The organism is Allobosea sp. 01N443, assembly GCF_056399325.1.
Genome location: NZ_JBFTRC010000132.1, coordinates 1 through 15,462, shown reverse-complemented (window position 1 = coordinate 15,462; position 15,462 = coordinate 1). Strand labels below are relative to the sequence as shown.

15 protein-coding genes are annotated in these 15,462 nt (G+C 66.3%); 8 read left to right on the top strand and 7 right to left on the bottom strand.

Features of this window, described 5'->3' with window-relative positions:
- Positions 1–12: 12 nt before the first annotated feature.
- The gene (gene katG / locus AC1DRP_RS25420; RefSeq protein WP_441508300.1) at positions 13–2,190 is read right to left on the bottom strand and encodes a catalase/peroxidase HPI; all 2,178 of its coding nucleotides are present in this window, start codon (positions 2,188–2,190) and stop codon (positions 13–15) included.
- A 79-nt stretch (positions 2,191–2,269) separates the two neighbouring features.
- Positions 2,270–2,404 (bottom strand): hypothetical protein, encoded by a 135-nt coding sequence (locus AC1DRP_RS25415; RefSeq protein ID WP_441492304.1) that lies wholly within the window; start codon positions 2,402–2,404, stop codon positions 2,270–2,272.
- 91 nt (positions 2,405–2,495) lie between these two features.
- Between AC1DRP_RS25415 and AC1DRP_RS25410 the strand changes: the two genes are divergently transcribed.
- The 7 genes from AC1DRP_RS25410 (at position 2,496) to AC1DRP_RS25380 (ending at position 9,843) form a co-directional block, all read left to right on the top strand.
- Positions 2,496–3,377: a hydrogen peroxide-inducible genes activator gene (locus AC1DRP_RS25410; protein ID WP_476769886.1), complete on the top strand. Its 882-nt coding sequence runs from the start codon at positions 2,496–2,498 to the stop codon at positions 3,375–3,377.
- Positions 3,378–3,384: 7 nt separating this feature from the next.
- Positions 3,385–4,392: a LacI family DNA-binding transcriptional regulator gene (locus AC1DRP_RS25405; protein WP_441508302.1), complete on the top strand. Its 1,008-nt coding sequence runs from the start codon at positions 3,385–3,387 to the stop codon at positions 4,390–4,392.
- A 79-nt stretch (positions 4,393–4,471) separates the two neighbouring features.
- Positions 4,472–5,755, top strand: a complete 1,284-nt coding sequence (locus AC1DRP_RS25400; protein ID WP_476769885.1) for an extracellular solute-binding protein — start codon at positions 4,472–4,474, stop codon at positions 5,753–5,755.
- Between the two features lie 76 nt (positions 5,756–5,831).
- On the top strand, positions 5,832–6,680 hold the full coding sequence (locus AC1DRP_RS25395) for a carbohydrate ABC transporter permease (RefSeq protein WP_441508338.1): 849 nt from the start codon (positions 5,832–5,834) through the stop codon (positions 6,678–6,680).
- A complete protein-coding gene (locus AC1DRP_RS25390; protein WP_441508304.1) occupies positions 6,677–7,483 on the top strand; it encodes a carbohydrate ABC transporter permease in 807 nt (268 codons plus the stop codon). Before AC1DRP_RS25395 ends, AC1DRP_RS25390 begins: the two co-directional genes overlap by 4 nt.
- 11 nt (positions 7,484–7,494) lie before the next feature.
- Positions 7,495–8,541: an ABC transporter ATP-binding protein gene (locus tag AC1DRP_RS25385; protein ID WP_441508305.1), complete on the top strand. Its 1,047-nt coding sequence runs from the start codon at positions 7,495–7,497 to the stop codon at positions 8,539–8,541.
- 3 nt (positions 8,542–8,544) lie between these two features.
- Entirely contained in the window at positions 8,545–9,843 is a 1,299-nt protein-coding gene (locus AC1DRP_RS25380; protein WP_441508306.1) for an MGH1-like glycoside hydrolase domain-containing protein, read from the top strand.
- A gap of 125 nt (positions 9,844–9,968) precedes the next feature.
- Here AC1DRP_RS25380 and minE read toward each other — a convergent pair whose 3' ends face one another.
- From minE to AC1DRP_RS25355, 5 genes are all read right to left on the bottom strand, one after another.
- Positions 9,969–10,244: a cell division topological specificity factor MinE gene (minE, locus tag AC1DRP_RS25375; protein WP_441492312.1), complete on the bottom strand. Its 276-nt coding sequence runs from the start codon at positions 10,242–10,244 to the stop codon at positions 9,969–9,971.
- Positions 10,241–11,056, bottom strand: coding sequence for a septum site-determining protein MinD (gene minD / locus AC1DRP_RS25370; protein ID WP_476769884.1), 816 nt, complete (start codon positions 11,054–11,056; stop codon positions 10,241–10,243). Before minD ends, minE begins: the two co-directional genes overlap by 4 nt.
- A gap of 35 nt (positions 11,057–11,091) precedes the next feature.
- On the bottom strand, positions 11,092–11,832 hold the full coding sequence (gene minC / locus AC1DRP_RS25365; RefSeq protein ID WP_441508308.1) for a septum site-determining protein MinC: 741 nt from the start codon (positions 11,830–11,832) through the stop codon (positions 11,092–11,094).
- Between the two features lie 665 nt (positions 11,833–12,497).
- Entirely contained in the window at positions 12,498–13,520 is a 1,023-nt protein-coding gene (locus AC1DRP_RS25360; protein WP_441508309.1) for an amino acid ABC transporter substrate-binding protein, read from the bottom strand.
- Positions 13,521–13,662: 142 nt separating this feature from the next.
- A complete protein-coding gene (locus AC1DRP_RS25355) occupies positions 13,663–14,643 on the bottom strand; it encodes a glycosylasparaginase (RefSeq protein WP_441508310.1) in 981 nt (326 codons plus the stop codon).
- 235 nt (positions 14,644–14,878) lie between these two features.
- Between AC1DRP_RS25355 and AC1DRP_RS25350 the strand changes: the two genes are divergently transcribed.
- Positions 14,879–15,462, top strand: a 584-nt coding sequence (locus tag AC1DRP_RS25350; RefSeq protein WP_476769883.1) for a GntR family transcriptional regulator, incomplete at its 3' end; no start/stop codon positions are given.

The window sequence follows — 15,462 nt, the reverse complement described above, 5'->3', positions numbered from 1 at the left end:
TATTCGTCTGGATCAGACCAGATCGAAGCGATCGAGGTTCGTCACCTTGGTCCAGGCCGCAACGAAGTCCTTCACGAACTTCGCCTGCGCGTCCGAGCTGGCATAGACCTCCGCCAGCGCACGCAGCACCGAGTTCGACCCGAACACGAGATCGACGCGGGTGCCGGTCCATTTCGGCGCGCCGCTCTTGCGGTCGGTGCCCTCGAACACGTCCTTGGAGTCAGGCTTCGCCTTCCACTGCGTGCCCATGTCCAGCAGGTTGACGAAGAAGTCGTTCGTCAGCGCGCCGGGACGGTCGGTCAGGACGCCGTGGCTCGTGCCATCGACATTGATGTTGATCGCGCGCAGTCCACCGACCAGCACGGTCATCTCGGGTGCGGTCAGCGTCAGCAGCTGCGCCTTGTCGATCAGGGCCACCTCGGCCGGCACCTTGAGCGCCGCCTTCTGGTAGTTGCGGAAGCCGTCCGCCTGCGGCTCCATGACGTTGAAGGCATGGATGTCCGTCTGTCCCTGCGAGGCATCGGTGCGGCCCGGAGCGAACGGGACGGTGACATTCTGGCCGGCAGCCTTCGCCGCCTGCTCGACGCCGGCATTGCCCGCCAGCACGATCAGGTCGGCCAGCGAGACCTCCTTGCCGCCGGTCGCGGCCAGGTTGAACTCCGACTGGATGCCCTTGAGGACCTTGAGCACATTGGCGAGCTGCAGGGGCTGGTTGACCTCCCAGTCCTTCTGCGGCGCGAGGCGAACGCGCGCGCCGTTGGCGCCGCCGCGCTTGTCGCCGCCGCGGAAGGTGGAGGCCGAGGCCCAGGCGGTGCCGACGAGCTCGGAGACGCTCAGGCCCGAGGCCAGGACCTTGGCCTTCAGCGCAGCCGCATCCTCGTCATTGATCAGGGGATGCTCGACGGCCGGCACCGGATCCTGCCAGGTCAGCTCTTCCCGGGGCACTTCCGGTCCGAGATAGCGCGAACGCGGGCCGAGATCGCGATGGGTCAGCTTGAACCAGGCCCGGGCGAAGGCCTCCGCGAAGGCCTGCGGATTCTGCAGGAAGCGGCGCGATATCTTCTCGTAAGCGGGGTCGACGCGCAGCGACAGGTCGGTCGTCAGCATGGTCGGTTTGCGCTTCTTCGACGGATCATGGGCGTCGGGGATGACGTCCTCCGCGTCCTTCGCCTCCCATTGGATGGCGCCGCCGGGGCTGCGGGTCTGCACCCATTCGTATTTGAACAGGTTCTCGAAGAAGTGGTTGCTCCACTGCGCCGGCGTCTGCGTCCAGGTGACCTCGATGCCGCTGCCGACGGCATCCGCGCCAAAGCCGCTGCCATAATTGCTGGCCCAGCCCAGGCCCTGCGCCTCGAGGCCTGCGCCTTCGGGTTCCGGTCCCTTGTGGGATTCGGGCGCTGCGCCATGGGTCTTGCCGAAGGTATGGCCGCCGCCGATCAGCGCGACGGTCTCCTCGTCGTTCATCGCCATGCGGGCGAAGGTCTCACGGATGAAATGGGCCGCCGAGAGCGGGTCGCCATTGGCGCCGGGGCCTTCCGGGTTGACGTAGATCAGGCCCATTTCGGTGGCGCTGAGCGGAGCGTCGAACGCATCGAGCGGGCGATGCGTCAGCCAGGCGGTCTCGGCACCCCAGTTGACGTCGAGATCCGGCTCCCAGGTATCGGCGCGGCCGGCGGCGAAGCCGAAGGTGCGGAAGCCCATGGTCTCCAGCGCGACATTGCCGGTGAGGATCATCAGGTCGGCCCAGGAGATCCGCTGGCCGTATTTCTGCTTGATCGGCCAGAGCAGGCGGCGCGACTTGTCGATATTGACGTTGTCCGGCCAGCTGTTGAGCGGGGCGAAGCGCTGCTGGCCGCGGCCACCGCCGCCACGGCCGTCACTCAGGCGATAGGTGCCGGCGGCGTGCCAGGACATGCGGACGAATTGCGGGCCGTAATGGCCGAAATCGGCCGGCCACCAGTCCTGCGAGTCGGTCATCAGCTTGCGCAGATCGTTCTTCAGCTCTTCATAGTCGAGCTTGCTGAATTCCTGCCGGTAATCGAAGGCCTGGTCCAGCGGATCGGACTTGGACGAGTGCTGGTTCAGCAGGTCGACGCGCAGTTGGTTGGGCCACCAGTCGCGGCTCTGGGTGCCGCTGGTCCCGTGAGCGACCGGGCATTTCCCGGCTCCCCCCTCAGTCTTCGCATTCATGATTCTCTCCAATTCACGTTACGCTGATTGCGCGTTTCTCGATCACAGGCGGGTCGGTGCCGGGGCAGGCGATCCGCTTTCATGGCCTGCCTGGCAGGCCTGCCAGCCGGGCGGCTGGAAACAGGGACATCGACGGGTGCCGGCGGCTGGACTGGGCCAGGTCGGCCACGAGCGGAACGCCACCGGTCTTGATCATGCGGGGCGGTCTCGGCATTGCCTGCTCCTCATCGTCGCAAGGAGCCTCTTAGCAAAAGGGTTTCATTATATTAATTCCGATTTTCTGATTGCGTCGATAAGCTAAGATTATGACGAACCTGACACTGAAACAGCTGCGTTATTTCGAGGCGCTGGCCCGCCAGCGCCACTTCGGACGCGCGGCGGAGAGTTGCGCCATCTCCCAGCCGGCCCTGTCGATGCAGATCAAGGCCTTTGAGGAGGAACTCGGCGCCGAACTCTTCGAAAGGGACCGGCGCCAGGTCCGGCTGACGAGTTTCGGCGAAGAGATCGCGCTGCGCACCAAGGACATCCTGCGCTCGGTCGACGAGCTGGAGGACTATGCGCGCAGCTCGCGCGGCGGGCTCGTCGCCAGGCTGCGCATCGGTGTGATTCCCACGGTCGCGCCCTATCTGCTGCCCGGCCTGATCGCCGACCTGACCGGCCTCCATGACGGGCTGGACCTCCATGTCCGCGAGACGCTGACGCCGAAACTCGTGCAGGAGCTGAATGAAGGCCGGCTCGACATGGCGGTCGTGGCGCTGCCGGTTTCCGAGCCTTCGCTGACCGAGGCCGCGCTCTTCACGGAAAGCTTCGTCCTCGTCCGGTCACGCGAGGACGAGGGGAAGCCAGCCCCCAATCGCGAGGATCTCCACGAAATGCGGTTGCTGTTGCTGGAGGAGGGGCATTGCTTTCGCGAGCAGGCCCTCTCGTTCTGCAACAAGAACCCGCGCACCATGCACCCGCGCGACCTGCTGGATGCAAGCTCGCTCTCGACCCTGGTGCAGATGGTCGATGCCGGCATGGGCGTGACCCTGATTCCGGAGATGGCAGTCGCGGTCGAGACACGCTCGGCCTCGGTCTGCGTGACGCGCTTCAAGGACCCCCAGCCATCGCGCACGATCGGCATGGTCTGGCGCAAGACGAGCCCGCGGGTTATCCTGAACGTGAGGCGCCGATCGTCCAACCATTGAGATGCCGATGAGCTCGTTGCGCGCGCTGGCGCAAACGCTGGGATTGTCGATCACCACCGTCTCGCGGGCGCTCGACGGCTATGACGATGTTGCGCTCGCCACGCGAGACCGCGTGCGGGCAGCGGCGGAGGCGGCCGGTTACCGGCCCAATTCCGCAGCCCGGCGGTTGCGTCGCGGGCTGACCGAGATCGTCACGATGGTGCTTCCGGCCGGGCCGGGCCATTTCAACGAGCCGCTCTATCTAGAGCTGCTGGGCTCGATCGGCGAACGGCTGGCGGAGCAGGGCTATGATCTGACCTTGATCGCCGCGCTGCCCGGCCCCGACGAGCTCAAGACCTATCGCCGCCTTGTCGACGGCCGCCGCACCGACGCCATCATCGTCGTCCGCACCCGCCGCGAGGATGCTCGCCTGCGCTACCTCACAGATGCCGGCTTTCCCTTCGTCGCGATGGGGCGTAGCGATTTTCCAGAGCCCTATGCCTTTGTCGACGGGGATGGCGAGGCCGCGTTCCACGATGCCGTGCTGCGCCTGGCCGCCCTCGGCCACCGCCGGATCGGCCATCTTGCGGCGCCCTCGGCCTTCACCTTCGCGCATCTGCGCCGGAGCGGCTTCGCGCTGGCCCTTCGCCAGGCTGGCATTTTCGGCGCGATCATCGAGGGCAGCGCCGACGAGGCCGGCGGCTATCGTGCGGCGGGGCTGCTTCTGGCGCAGCCGGCGCAGCCCACCGCGCTGCTCTGCGCGACCGACAGCATGGCGCTGGGCGCGATGCGCGCCATCCGCGAGCGCGGTCTCGTCGTCGGGCGCGACATCGCGATCATCGGCCATGACAACATTCCCGCCTCCGCCTTCTCGGACCCCGCGCTCGCGACGATGGAGCTGCCGATCGCCGCGACCGGCCGCCGCCTCGCGGAGATGGCGCTGGCGCGCATCGGCGGAGCCGATCCCCGCGACCTGACCGAGATCAATTCGGTCGAGTTCATTGCACGCGCCTCGCTGGGGGAGGCGCGTCGCTGATCCGATCACGGAAACGGCCAGGCGCTCGCAACCGGCCTTATCCCACGCAAACCAGAACAAGCGAGGCAGGGAGGACGATATGAAGACGCTCAACCATCTGGCATGCGCCGCCGTCGCGGCGGGGGCCATGCTTGTTGCACCCGTTGCGAAGGCGCAGGACCTCGTCTTCCTCTCGACGCAGCTGCGCCCGATCGACGAGGCGCAGAAGGTGCGCGAGGTCCTGCTCAAAGGCGCGCCGAAAACCACCTATGTGGTCGAGGAGCCGCCGCAATTTGCCGTGCGCATGAAAGCGGAACAGGCCGCAGGCAAGCGCACGATCAGCCTGATGGGTGCGCTGCATGGCGAATTGCAGCCGCTCGTGCCGGCAGACTCGCTCGACACGGTCGACGATATCGCGGCGAAACTCGGCGCGAGCGGCATTCCAGCCGGGCTGATGGAACTCGGCAAGCTCGGCACGCCCAATCAGCAATACATCCCCTGGATGCAGGCGACCTATGTCCTCGTCATCAAGAAGGCGGCGCTGCCCTTCCTGCCGGCTGGCGCCGATGTCAACGCGCTGACCTATGAGCAGCTCGCCGCCTGGGGCAAGGCGATCCAGGAGAAGACCGGCCAGCGCCGCATCGGCTTCCCGGCCGGGCCGAAGGGTCTGTTCGCCCGTTTCGTACAGGGCAATCTCGTGCCCTCCTATACCGGCTCGATGGTGACCGAGTTCCGCTCGGCCGCGGCCGAGAAGGGCTGGGCCGATTTCAAGGCGCTCTGGGCGACGGTGAACCCCAACGCCAACAACTATAATTTCATGCAGGAGCCGCTGATGGCCGGCGAGGTCTGGATCGCCTGGGACCATATCGCCCGCGTCAAGGACGCCCTGACTGCCGAGCCTGACCAGTATCTCGTCGTGGCGCCTCCGGCCGGCACCAAGGGCCGCGCCTATATGCCCGTCATTGCCGGGCTCGCCATCGCCAAGGATGCGCCGAACCGGGCCCAGGCCGCAGCCGTGATCGAGCATCTGCTCAAACCTGCGACACAGCTTGCCGCGGCGCAGGAGGTCGGCTTCTTCCCGGTCGTGGATGCGCCCCTGCCGCCCGACTTGCCGGCCGGCGTCAAGCTGCTCGCCGACGGCGTCGCCAAGACGCAAGGGGCGAAGGACGCGATCGTCGCCCTCCTGCCGATCGGCCTCGGCGACAAGGGCGGCGAGTTCAACAAGGTCTATTTCGACACGTTCCAGCGCATCGTGCTGCGCAACGAGCCGATCCGCGCGGTTCTCGACGCGCAGGCCGAGATCCTGCGCAGCCTGATGGTCCAGACCGCCGCGCCCTGCTGGGCTCCGGACAAGCCGAGCCAGGGCGCCTGCCCGGTCACCTGAGCTCAGGGTGAGCTGCGCTCCGGTCATCCCGGCCGAAGCGCAGCCACCCTGGAGCGCCTTGCAGAGGCCTTCGACCATGCTCCAGCCGCGCTGGCTGCCCTATCTGCTGATCGCGCCCTCGGTCGCCTTTCTTGCAGCCTTCTTCCTGGTACCGCTCGGCCAGACCATCCTGCTCTCCTTCGATGGCGGGCAGGGGTTTTCGCTCGCCAACTATGCCCGCATGGCGGGGGACCTCAATTTTCCGACCGCGCTGCGCAACACCTTCGCCCTCGTCGCGGTGGTGATCCCGCTGCAGGTGGCGCTCGCGCTCGTCATGGGGCTGATGCTGCAGAGGATGACGCGCGGGCGCGAGCTCGTACTCTGGATCTGGACGATCCCGCTCGGCGTCTCGGACCTTGCGGCCGGCCTCGTCTGGCTCGCGATCCTGCAGGATTCCGGCTATCTCAACACGCTGCTGTTCCAGATCGGCGTGATCAGCGGCCCGACCGCCTATCTCAACAGCGAGACGCCGGTCGCGCTGTTCTTCGCCGTCGTCCTGGCCGAGATCTGGCGCGCGACCGCGATCGTGCTGATCATTCTCGTCGCCGGCATCCAGCTCATCCCGAAGGAGTTCGGCGAGGCCGCCGACATCTTCGGCGCGAGCCCCTGGACCAAGTTCCGCAAGATCACCCTGCCGCTGCTGAAGCCCAGCCTGCAATCGGCGCTGATCCTGCGCACGGTCCTGGCCTTCGAGGTCTTTGCGGTGGTCTATGCGCTCGGCGGGCGCAATTTCCCGATCATCGTCGGCGAAGCCTATACCTGGCAGAACGAGAACCAGAATTACGGCGTCGCGGCCGCCTATGCCGTGCTCGTGATGGTGATCTCGCTCGCGGCGACGATCATCTATTTGAAGGCGCTGCGCGTCGATCCGGAGACGCAAGCATGAGCGCGCCCCGCAAATGGCTTTATGTCACGGGCGTGCTGGCGCTCTGCGCCTGGGTGCTGGTGCCGATCTACCTGATCGGGCTCGGCGCCATGGGCGGGCGGCTTGCCGTGTTCAAATGGCCGAAATCCTTCGCCCCCGGCGAGGCCGGCTTCGCGGCGCTCGCCACCTTCCTCAGGATCGAAGGCGTCTGGAACGCGGCCCTGAATTCGCTGATCGCCGCATCGCTGACCATGCTGTTCTCGATCCTGCTCGGCGCACCCGCGGGCTATGCCCTGGCGCGCTTCGCCTTCCGGGGACAGAGCGCCTTTCGCCTGCTGGTGCTGCTGACGCGCGCCTTTCCGCTGGCGATCCTTGCCCTGCCGCTGACCGTCATCTTCATCCGGGTCGGGCTCTACGACACGCCCTTCGGCGTCTCGCTGATCCACACGGCGCTGGCGCTGCCCTTCGCCGCGCTCGTGACTTCGTCGCTCTTCATGGGCATTCCCCGCGAATACGAGGAGGCGGCCTGGGTCTTCGGCTGTACGCGCTGGCAGGCCTTCCGCAAGGTGGTGCTGCCGCTGGCGCTGCCCGGCATCGCAGCTGCGGCGATCTTCGCCTTCGTCATCTCCTGGAACGAGGTTTTTGCCGCCTCGGTTCTGACCGTGCGCGAGCGCACGCTCACCGCCTATCTGCTGACGGTCCTCTCCGAGTCGCCGCTGCATTACCGCTTCGCCGGCGGCTTCATTCTCATCATTCCCTCGGTGCTCTTCATCTTCGCGGTCAGGAAATACCTGTTCGCGATGTGGGGCGTCTCGAGCAAATAGGGAGGAGACCGTTGGCCGGGATCCTGATCGATAAGGTCGCCAAGCAGTTCGGTAATGCGGTTGCCCTGCAGGAGATTTCGCTCACCGTCGAGGATGGCGAATTCGTCGCGCTGCTCGGCCCCTCCGGCTGCGGCAAGACCACGCTGCTGCGCATCATCGCCGGGCTGGAGGTGCAGAGCGCCGGCAAGGTCATGATCGGCGAACGCGACGTCTCCTCTCTGAAGCCGGCCCAGCGCGGCCTTGCCATGGTGTTCCAGAACTATGCCGTCTTCCCGCATATGACGGTGTTCGAGAATGTCGCCTTCGGTCTGCGCATGAAGGGCGCCGACCAGGCGCGTGTCGAGGCGAAGGTGCGCAAGGCGGCCGAGCTGCTGCATATCGAGCAGTATCTGGAGCGCTTTCCGGCCAAGCTCTCGGGCGGCCAGCGCCAGCGCGTCGCGGTGGCGCGTGCGCTCGCGGTCGAGCCGGCCGTGCTCCTGATGGACGAGCCGCTCTCCAATCTCGACGCGCTGCTCAGGCTGGAGATGCGGGCGGAGCTGCGCAGCGTCCTGCGCGAGGCCGGAACGACCACGATCTACGTCACGCATGACCAGACCGAGGCCATGGGCCTGGCCGATCGGATCGCGGTGATGCATGGCGGCCATATCGTGCAGATCGGCACGCCGACCGAGGTCTATTCGCGGCCCGCGACCCGCTTCGTCGGTGGCTTCGTCGGCTCGCCGCCGATGAATTTCGTCAACACGGTCGCGACCTCCGGCCAGGCCCGGCTCGGCGGGCTGACATTGGCATCGCCGGCCGACGGGCCGATCGTCCTCGGCTTCCGCGGCGAGGATGCGAAGCTGACCGAGACCGCCGGCGGCGTGCCCTTCACCGTGCGGGTCGCGGAGCCGATGGGTTCGCATCTCCTGCTCACCGGCAGGATCGGCGATGATCTTGCCCGTGTCGTCGCGCCGCCTGCTGCCCGGATCGCAGCGGGCGAAACGCTCGGCCTGGCGCTCGACCCTACCCGCATTGTCTGGATCGACCCGGAAACGGGCCGCACTCATCCCGGAGCCTGAGCCATGCTGTCGACCACACCTCCTTCGGACCGCGATGAGGCCGCGCGCGCCGTGCTGCGCCGCAATGACCGTGGCGGGTTCACCGTCCCCAATGGCCGCGTCTACCCGTTCCAGTGGAACTGGGATTCGGCCTTCGTCGCGCTCGGCTTCGCCACCTTCGATCTCGACCGCGCCTGGCGCGAGCTGGAAACCCTGTTCGAGGGTCAGTGGGACGATGGCATGGTGCCGCATATCGTGTTCCGCGCCCCGGCAGACGGCTACTATCCCGGCCCCGAGGCCTGGGGCATCCAGCGCCAGCCGCTGACGTCGGGAATCTCGCAACCCCCCGTCGCGGCGACTGCGGCGCGGGTGCTGCACGGGCTGTCCGGCCGCGATGCCTCGCGGATCCGGGCTCTCGTCCCCAAACTCTTCGCCTCGCATCGCTGGTGGCACGAGACCCGCGACCCGGACGGCACCGGGCTCGTCACCATGGTCCACCCCTGGGAATCGGGGCGGGACAATTCGCCGGACTGGGACGAGCCGCTCGCCAATGTCGTGCCGCAGGTCGATGTCGCGCATCTGCGCAAGGATCTCGGCCATGTCGATGCGTCCCACCGCCCGACGCATGATTTCTACAACCGGGTCATGACCCTGGTCGAGGAAGCCAAGGCCCTGCGCTGGGATGGCATGGCCGTGGCGCGCGGGCTCTCCTTCCGGGTCTGCGATCTCGGCATCCAGTCGATCCTGCTGCGCGCCGATCGCGATCTTCTGAAACTGGCGGAAGAACTTGGCTTCACCGAAGAGGCGGTTGCCCTACAGGGCTGGATCGCGCGCAGCGATACGGCGATGTCGCGGCTCAAGGGGGGCGACGGGCTGTATCGGTCGCTCGACCTGCGCAGCGGGCGGCTCAGCGAGGCCGTCACCTGCGCCGCCTATCTCCCGCTCTATGCGCGCATGGCGAGCCAGGAGGATGCGCTCGCGCTCAAGCGCCATCTCGCCGCGACCCGTGCCGCGGCCGGTTTCTCCGTCGCCAGCAGCGATCCGCGCGATCGCCGTTTCGATGCGACGCGCTATTGGCGCGGCCCGGTCTGGCTGATGATGAACCGGATGATCGCCGACGGCTTTTCTGCCTATGGTCTGACCGAGGAGGCCGGCCTGCTCCGGCGCGACAGCGGCGATCTCGTCCGGCAGAACGGGTTCTGGGAGTATTTCGACCCGCGCGACGGCACAGGATGCGGCGGCCCGGACTTCTCCTGGACCGCTGCCATGTGGCTCAGCTGGGCCGGATCGCAGGACGATCGTCAGGCCTTGACCGCGCTCTGAGCCGGGCCCGGGCGTGAGCCCTTTCGATGCGTGCAAACGCAAAATGCTGGACTATCTGATCGGATACGAGTTCCGGTCGGATGATCCAGCATGGCTGATGTCCCCGGGAGAGGGCGGGGCGGCCGTCAGGCTGCCTTCTTCGTCTTCTTCTCTGCGTCGAACGGGATCTCGATATCGACGGCGAGCGTCGAGACCTTGGCGCCGCGCTCCATCTTGACGCTGACCCGGTCGTCATCGATCTGCATATGCTTCGAGATCGCACGCAGGATTTCGTCGCGCAGCTTGGTGACGAGGTCGGAATCCCCGACCGAGGCGCGCTCATGGGCGAGCAGCACCTGCAGGCGCTCGCGGGCGGCGGGGGCCGACGACTGGGAGCGGGTGAAAATACGAAGGAAGTTCATGCCGCTTTCCTTCCGAAAATCTTGCCGAAGAAGCCCTTCTTTTCACCAGGAATAGTTACCGGCAGGTTTTCGCCCTTGAGGCGGCGCGCAGCCTCGAAATAGGCGATCGCCGGCGCGCTGCGGCCATCGGCCAGGGTGACCGGCGRGCCGACATTGGAGGCGCGCAGCACGTCCATGCTTTCGGGGATGATGCCGAGCAGCGGGATCGACAGGATCTCGAGAACGTCGTCGACCTTCAGCATGTCGCCACGCTCGGCCCGGATCGGGTCGTAGCGGGTCAGCAGCAGGTGTTTCTCCATCCGCTCGCCTTGCTCGGCCTTGAGCGTCTTGGAATCGAGCAGACCGATGATCCGGTCGGAATCGCGCACCGAGGAGACTTCCGGATTGGTCACCACGATCGCGACATCGGCATGGCGCATGGCGAGCGTCGCGCCACGCTCGATGCCGGCCGGGCTGTCGCAGATGACCCAGTCGAAGGCCGATTTCAGGGCGGCGATGACCTTCTCGACGCCTTCAGGCGTGAGATTGTCCTTGTCGCGCGTCTGCGAGGCCGGCAGCAGGTAGAGCGACTCCAGCCGCTTGTCGCGGATCAGCGCCTGCGTCAGCTTCGCTTCGCCCTGGATGACGTTGACGATGTCATAGACCACGCGTCGTTCCGCACCCATGACGAGGTCGAGATTGCGCAGCCCGACGTCGAAATCGACGACCACGACCTTGTCGCCATTATGCGCAAGCGCTGCCCCCAATGCGGCGGACGATGTCGTCTTGCCGACGCCGCCCTTGCCCGATGTGACTACGATGACCTTGCCCATTGCACTCTCCCGCTTTCTGTGGATACGCCGTCGTTTCAGGCGAGTGATCCAACTTTGAATGTTTCGCCTTCGAGCCAGATCTGGACGGCCTTGCCGCGCATGTCGGGTCCGAGGTCCTCGGCCGTCTTGTAGAAGCCGTCGATCGCGAGCAGCTCCGCCTCGAGCTTGCGGCAGAAGATGCGCGCAGAGGCATTGCCCATCGCGCCGGCGATCGCCCGGCCCCTGAGCGTGCCGTAGACATGGATCGAGCCGCCGGCGACGATCTCGGCGCCCGATGCGACCGAGCCGATGACGGTGACGTCGCCTTCGGTGAAGATCAGCGACTGCCCCGAGCGCACCGGCTCGGTCACGATGATCGACGGCGTCGCCTTGACCGGCTGCGGGGCAGGGGCGGGAGGCTGCACGCCCTCGGCGACCTCGGCCTGCGGCGCCTGTTCGGCGGTCGGGGCTTCGATATCCGAGGCCGCGCGCCCGCCCGACATCGCCGGCGGCAGGTCGGCGCCGAGCAGCGAGGGTGGTGCGCCCTCGATGCCCATGATCCGCACATTGCGCTTGCCGAGCTGGCCGACGAGGTCGCGCAGCTGCGGCCGGTCGATATTCAGGCCCTCGACATCGACCACCACCGGCCGCCGCAGGAAAAATCCGGCGGACAGACCAGCCAGTTCGTCGAGCCGCGTCAGCCAATCCTCGAAGGGAAGCTCCGGGGTCAGCGTGAGAGCAAGATAGGAGCGCCCCTTGAGGCGGATTGGCCTAGGTTGAGTTAACACGTCAGTCATCTTGGTAAATTTTCAGTTGCCATGATCTAGGAATGGAATGGTTAACGAGTCGTAAAAATCCGACCCTTCACCTACCGGAATGCGACCCTCGAAAATGGGCTGAAAGGCAGGAAACGCGTTTTCTGCCAACCGGTTGAATGCGGGGGATGATGTGTGTGGAGAGCTGTATGGCTCCCGAGGGCTTGCGTGACCGGCGGCCTCGCGCGGGGGCCGATCCACAAGGCTGCTGGCAGCGGTCCCGCCGGCTGGAGTGCACGCGTTTGCGCCTCGGCTACCCGGTCGCTCCTGAGACGCCAGCGCGTTGCAGCGTATTGCCTCAGGGAGCTCCAGTGCTCGCCATGCGGGACGGGGCGGACAGGGACACGCTGATTCCGTCGATCCGGAGCGGTCAACCTAGCCGCGACGATTCGATCGGCCGGGAATCAGTGCCCGGTGGAGGCTGTGCAAGATGAGGGCCCCAGACGCTCGTGATGGCCCCAGCTATCGCAGCCTGGCCTGTTGCGTCGGCTATGTCGCAGCGCTGGGCCATTGGCGCCCGGCGGGGATGCGCGGCGCCCCGCCGCGCATGATAAAAGCGGCGCCGCGGGAGGACCCACGACGCCGCTTTCAGAGGCTGACCTGACTCCAATCCAGGGAGCTTGCGGCGTTCGCTGGAAAGGCTTGGATCAGCGCACGGGCGGTGCAAACTGGATGCCACCCTTGGACCAGAGATTGTTCAGCCCGCGCGGCAGGCCGATGCGGCTGCCGGTGCCGAGATTGCGCTCGTAGCTTTCGCCGTAATTGCCGACATGCCGGACGATCCGGGCGATCCAGTCGGGCGTCAGGCCCAGCCCCACGCCGAATTTGCCTTCAACGCCGAGCAGCCGGCGGATTTCCGGATTCTCGGATTTCAGCATCTCGGCGAGATTGGCCTGGGTGACGCCGAGTTCCTCGGCATTGATCAGCGCGAAGACCGTCCAGCGCACGATGTCGAACCATTCATCGTCGCCCTGGCGGACATAGGGGCCGATCGGCTCCTTCGAGATCACGTCCGGCAGCAGGACATGCTCGGCCGGGTCCGACATCTTCAGGCGATAGGAGACGAGCTGCGAGATATCGGTCGAGATCGCGTCGCAGCGACCGCTCTCATAGGCCTTCACCGTCTCGTCGATGCCCTGGAAGGCGACGACCTCGTATTTCATCTTGTTGACGCGGAAATAGTCCGCGAGATTCAGCTCATTGGTCGTGCCCTGCACAGTGCAGATCGAGGCCCCATCCAGCTCCTTCACCGACTTGATCCCGGCCTTGGCGCGCACCTGGAAGCCCTGGCCGTCATAATAGTTCACGGCGGTGAAGTTCAGGCCCTGGCCGGCGTCGCGGCTCAGCGTCCAGGTCGTGGTGCGCGGCAGCACGTCGATCTCGCCGCTCTGCAACGCGGTCAGGCGGTCCTTGCTGGCCAGCGGAACGAACTTGATCTTCGAAGGGTCGTCGAAGATCGCGGCTGCGAGCGCCCGGCAGATATCGACATCGAGCCCGCTCCAGCTGCCCTGCGCATCGGCCATGCTGAACCCGGCAATGCCGGTGCTCGTGCCGCAGATCAACTGCCCGCGTTGCTTGATGCGGTCGAGCGTGCCCTCGGCATGGGCGGCGGTGCCGGCGAGCAGCAGGCCTGCCAGCGCTGTCAGAACGATTTTTCCGGAATGGGCCATGGTCATTATCCCTGATGATCGATGGAACTCGCGCATCGGCCCGAAAGGTGGATTGCGGTTTTCGGGGCAAAGCCGATGCAAACACAAAAGGTTGGATCATCGGACCGGATAGGTTTCCGGTCCGATGATCCAGGGCAGGAGGTCAAAGCCCCATCGCCTCATAGCGGCGATGGGCGGTCGGCTTGGGGGCGGGGTCCTCGCTGATCGCGATGATCTCGCAAGGATGGCTCGAAGGCGCTGCCTCGCCGCTGCGCCAGAGCCAGTAGTGGTTTTCCGGCAGGCCGTTCACGGCCACGACCTTGTGGCCGCCCGCTGCGTCGATGGCGTGGATCGTCACCCGGCCGATCAGCCCGCCCTTCAGCGCGCGCATGTCGGCAACGGCCTCGTAGACCGCATCTTCGACGCCCATGCCCATCTTCATGTAGAGCACGACCGCGCGCGAGGTGCCGGCCCGGATGCTCATTTCGCCGACGCCGGTGCAGGCGCAGGCGCCGTAACGCGTATCGGCATAGGAACCGGCGCCGATGATCGGGCTGTCGCCGAGACGCCCCGGATATTTCCAGCCCCAGCCGGAGGTGCTGGTGCCCGCCCCGATATGGGTCTGCGCGTCCTGAGCCAGGAAGACCGTGGTGTCGCGGCCGGTTTCCGGGTCGATCGCCTGGGCGCAGAGCTCCGCCATCGGCACGTCCGGCCAGTTCGCGCGGTCGGCTTCGCTGACCTCGTCCCGGAACCAGCGCTCCCAGGCGGTCCGGGCATGCGGCATCAGGAGTTCGCCGGCCTCCGCGCTGATCTCGGCGGCGAAGCGCCTGGCGCCTTCGCCGACCAATAGCTCATGCGGCAGGCGTTCGAGCACCTGGCGGGCAATGCTGACCGGATGCAGATAGCCGGTCAGTGCGCCCACGGCTCCGCTGCGCAGGCTGGTGCCGTCCATCACGGAGGCATCGAGCTCGACCTCGCCCAGGAGATTGGGCCAGCCGCCGCGGCCGACGGTGCGGACGCTCTCACTGGCTTCGACAAGCCTGATGCCCGCCTCGATCGCGTCGAGAGCCGCTTCGCCCTTGGCGAGTGCGCGGGCGGTCGCGGGAATGCCGCAGGCCCCTTCATTGTTGCTGATCGCGATCACGGGTGTTCTCAACAAGATTGGATATTGGATCCAATTGCCATTACGATGCCGCTTGGCCCGACGCAAGAGGGACGGAATGGCGTGATATGTCGTTTGTGGACGCCTCCAAGCGCGCGCCGGGATTGGATACAAAATCGGTTATCCATCCCAATGGCCGCCGCCCGGATTGAAATGAACCCCGCTTCAGGGCAGGGATTGGGGCTAGGCGCCAGAGTAGGAGACGCGTGAGCAGGCGATGACGGCTTCCATCCTGTCTAACAATCCTCCCGCGCTTCAGCGCAAGACGACGACCGCGCGGGTCGTCGACCTGCTGCGCGACCAGATCCTGTCGGGCGCCTTGCCCGAGGGCATCCAGCTGCGTCAGGAGAAACTGGCGGCCGAGCTTGGCGTCAGCCGGGTGCCGATCCGCGAAGCCCTGCATCAGCTCGAGGCCGAGGGCCTGGTCAGGCAGGAATCCCACAAGGGCGCGGTGGTCTCAGGGCTGTCGATCGACGATCTCGAGGAAACCTACGAGATCCGGGCCCGGCTCGAGACCTGGCTTCTCGAACTCTCGATGCCGCTGATGACGGCGCAGCACTATCAAAGGGCCGAAGAGATCTTGGCGCAGATCGCGGAAGACCAGCAGGATGAGAACTGGTCGAGCCTGAACTGGGCTTTCCATGCCGCGCTCTATGCACCGGCCAACCGCCCGCAGACGCTGGCGCTGATCCGAAAGCTCTATCTGAACGCCTATCGCCATTTCCCGCTGCCGATCCGGCTGACGGGCGGGCGCGAGCGCATGAACCGCGAGCACCAGCTCCTGCTCGATCTCTGCAGAGC